The 2,821-nt window shown below is 50.0% G+C and carries 3 protein-coding genes; 2 read left to right on the top strand and 1 reads right to left on the bottom strand.

Features of this window, described 5'->3' with window-relative positions; translation table 11 throughout:
- On the top strand, nucleotides 1-530 hold a 530-nt coding region (locus FBQ85_28865; GenBank protein ID MDL1879146.1), incomplete at its 5' end, for a DUF2867 domain-containing protein.
- Between the two features lie 83 nt (nucleotides 531-613).
- Nucleotides 614-1,225: a thioredoxin-dependent thiol peroxidase gene (locus tag FBQ85_28870; GenBank protein MDL1879147.1), complete on the top strand. Its 612-nt coding sequence runs from the start codon at nucleotides 614-616 to the stop codon at nucleotides 1,223-1,225.
- Between the two features lie 114 nt (nucleotides 1,226-1,339).
- On the opposite strand, the gene FBQ85_28875 is transcribed toward FBQ85_28870, so the two are convergent.
- The gene (locus tag FBQ85_28875) at nucleotides 1,340-2,362 is read right to left on the bottom strand and encodes a fatty acid desaturase (GenBank protein ID MDL1879148.1); all 1,023 of its coding nucleotides are present in this window, start codon (nucleotides 2,360-2,362) and stop codon (nucleotides 1,340-1,342) included.
- Nucleotides 2,363-2,821: the final 459 nt, after the last annotated feature.

Raw genomic sequence — 2,821 nt, forward strand, 5'->3', positions numbered from 1 at the left:
CGGATGCGCTGTCTTCGCCGGGTGAAATCAAAGCCTGGGGCGGCGTGAAACATGGTTCGCGTCTGATTGATTCACGCACGCTCACTGTCGCGTGCAGCGCCGCAGAAGCCATGAAACCCGTTCGCCGCATCGGCGGCGCGAGAGGCTGGTATTATGGCAATTGGTTGTGGCGCTTGCGGGGCTTTCTGGATTTGTTGATGGGCGGCGCCGGCATGCGGCGCGGCCGCCGCGATCCCGAATGGCTCGCGCCCGGCGACACCGTCGATTTCTGGCGCGTCGAAGCGTTCGAGCCGGATCATTTGTTGCGGTTATTTGCTGAAATGAAGCTGCCCGGGCGCGCCTGGCTGCAATTCGAAGTGGAGCCACACGTGCACGGCGCAACGATTCGGCAAACCGCGATCTTCGATCCGGCCGGGGTTTTGGGATTGTTATACTGGTACATGTTGTATCCTTTGCACGAATTAGTTTTTGCCGGCATGTTGCGCGGCATCGCCCGGGCGGCGGCGAAAGCGTATCAAGATCAAAATTGAAGACAAAGATTCTTTATGCACTAAGTTTTCAGAGCTAAGAATGTGGAATAAAATCTACGCAACAACGAACTAGGAGGAACATCATGCCAACTCTAACCTTGAGAACCAAGAAAAACGGCGTAAAAAGAATCGCCGAAAACAGCGCGGCTTTCAAAAAAGCGAATTTGCGGCAAAAGGCGCTCACCGATAAGAAATCTTTGAGTAAAATCAACGTTTCGGCATTGGAAAGCCTCAATGGAACGACTCTCAAAATCGGCCAGCCCGCTCCGGATTTCATGCTGCTGGATGATCGCGGCAACCAGGTTCGCTTGTCGGATTACCGCGGCAAGAAAGTCGTGTTGTATTTCTATCCCGAAGACGACACGCCGGCATGCACCAAAGAAGCCTGCGCATTCCGCGATAACTTTGGCGACATTCAGCTCAACGGTGCGGTGGTGTTGGGTGTCAGCGCCGACTCAGTGACTTCCCATTACAAATTCAAAACGAAATATCAATTGAATTTCCCCTTGTTGAGCGACGTGGAACGGAACGTGTTGCGGGCTTATGGCGTTTGGCAGGAAAAAACCATGTTCGGCCGGACCTACATGGGCGTGGTGCGCTCGACCTTCATCATTGATGAACACGGGAAAATCGCCAAAATCTTTTCCAAGGTGAAAATTGATGGGCATGTGGCGCAGGTGCTGGCCGCGTTGTAGGCGAATGAAGAAATCAAAAAATAAAAAGGCCGGGTATGTTCCCGGCCTTTTTTGTTGTAAGATTTGTTTCGCAGGCGTTCGCTTTGCCAGAACAAACACCGGCAGCGGGAAGAATTAACTCATCGGCTGCGTCTGCTTGATCAAATCAAGATCAGGCTTGGACTCATCGCTGAGTTTGACCTGGCCGCGTTCTTCGCGCACAACGCGGGAATACAGCGAGAGATCGCGATCAAACAGCCATTGGAACAGCAAGCGCGTCCAGGAATAATGCGAGATTAAATTATCATAGGCTTCCGGCGCGGTGCGCTTGATCTCCGGAAGTTTGTTCCACGGCACCGAGGGAAAATCGTGGTGTTCATTATGATATCCCACATTGAACGCCAGCACATTGAGTTTGCCATAATAGCTGTAGGTTTCTTGTACGCCCTTCTCATCCACCATGTAATGCCGTTGAATCCAGCGCGCGCCGAGCGGGTGCAAGCCGATTGAAAAAAACAGCGAGGCGAGCAAATAGAAAAATGCCATCGGGCTCCAAAATACCCACACCGCGACATTGAATGCTATTTGCACAATCAAATTAAAAATGCTCCAACCGTCCCACAAATTAAGCTCCTTCAAACGCAACGGGCGCGTCGCCTGAAAAAACGGATAAAACAACAGCCACGCTGCCTTGCCCCACCAGGAATTGCCGATGAGTTTCGCTTCCCAATGGCTGGGCAAGTCCGCATCCAGCTCGTAGATGCCCTGAAACGCATGATGCTTCAGATGATATTTCTGAAATGAAATCGCGCTCGGCACTACGATGGGCAGATTGGCAATAATGCCCGACAAGTTGTTGAACGCTTTCTTTTCAAACAGGAGATTATGGGCGCATTCATGGATCATCACAAACAACGCATGGTTGGCGAACGCGCCAATGGTGTAGGCGAGCAGCAGCATCGCCCACCAGGGTTGGTCTTTGATGAGATAAGCGGAAACAAGCTGCAAGCCGACAATGCCTAAAATGATCAAAAAAGTGTAAGGATTCTTGCCAATGTACTGCCGGACTTCGGGGTGTTTGCTTAAAATTTCTTTCGTGCGATCACGATGGGGTTCACGTGTCTGCGAGTGCGTAAAGTCTTCTCGTTTGGTGTTCATTTGATCCCTATTATAAAAACCTACCTTAAAATAAATTGAACTCGCACCCGTAATCCTGGGCGCACGGCGGCATCAATCCTGAAAACGGAGGCCAGCATAACAAAAAATTTCTATTTTGTCAAGGAATGAAATCGCAGAAATAATTGGAATACCGCCAACGCCTCCCCAAAAGTTCTTGAAGAGATCGGATGAATTCACAGGTGGGAGGCCTCTCTAAAATCAAACTCCAATGCGCCATCTAACCTGCTGCATTCACTTGCATCACTTGTGACTTCAATGGCCCGCGCGGTTTGACTCAAAAGCCAGTGTTGTAGTGAAAGTCTTTGGTTGATTTTTTCGAAAACATTGAACTTAGGATTGTCGATTAAATAACTTGCCCAAATCTCAAACCGCGAATGCACGCCAATAAACGCGAATTTTAAAATTAGCGGATATTCGCGTTTATTGGCGGTTCCCCAA

This window comes from Cytophagia bacterium CHB2 (assembly GCA_030263535.1).
GTDB lineage: Bacteria > Zhuqueibacterota > Zhuqueibacteria > Zhuqueibacterales > Zhuqueibacteraceae > Coneutiohabitans.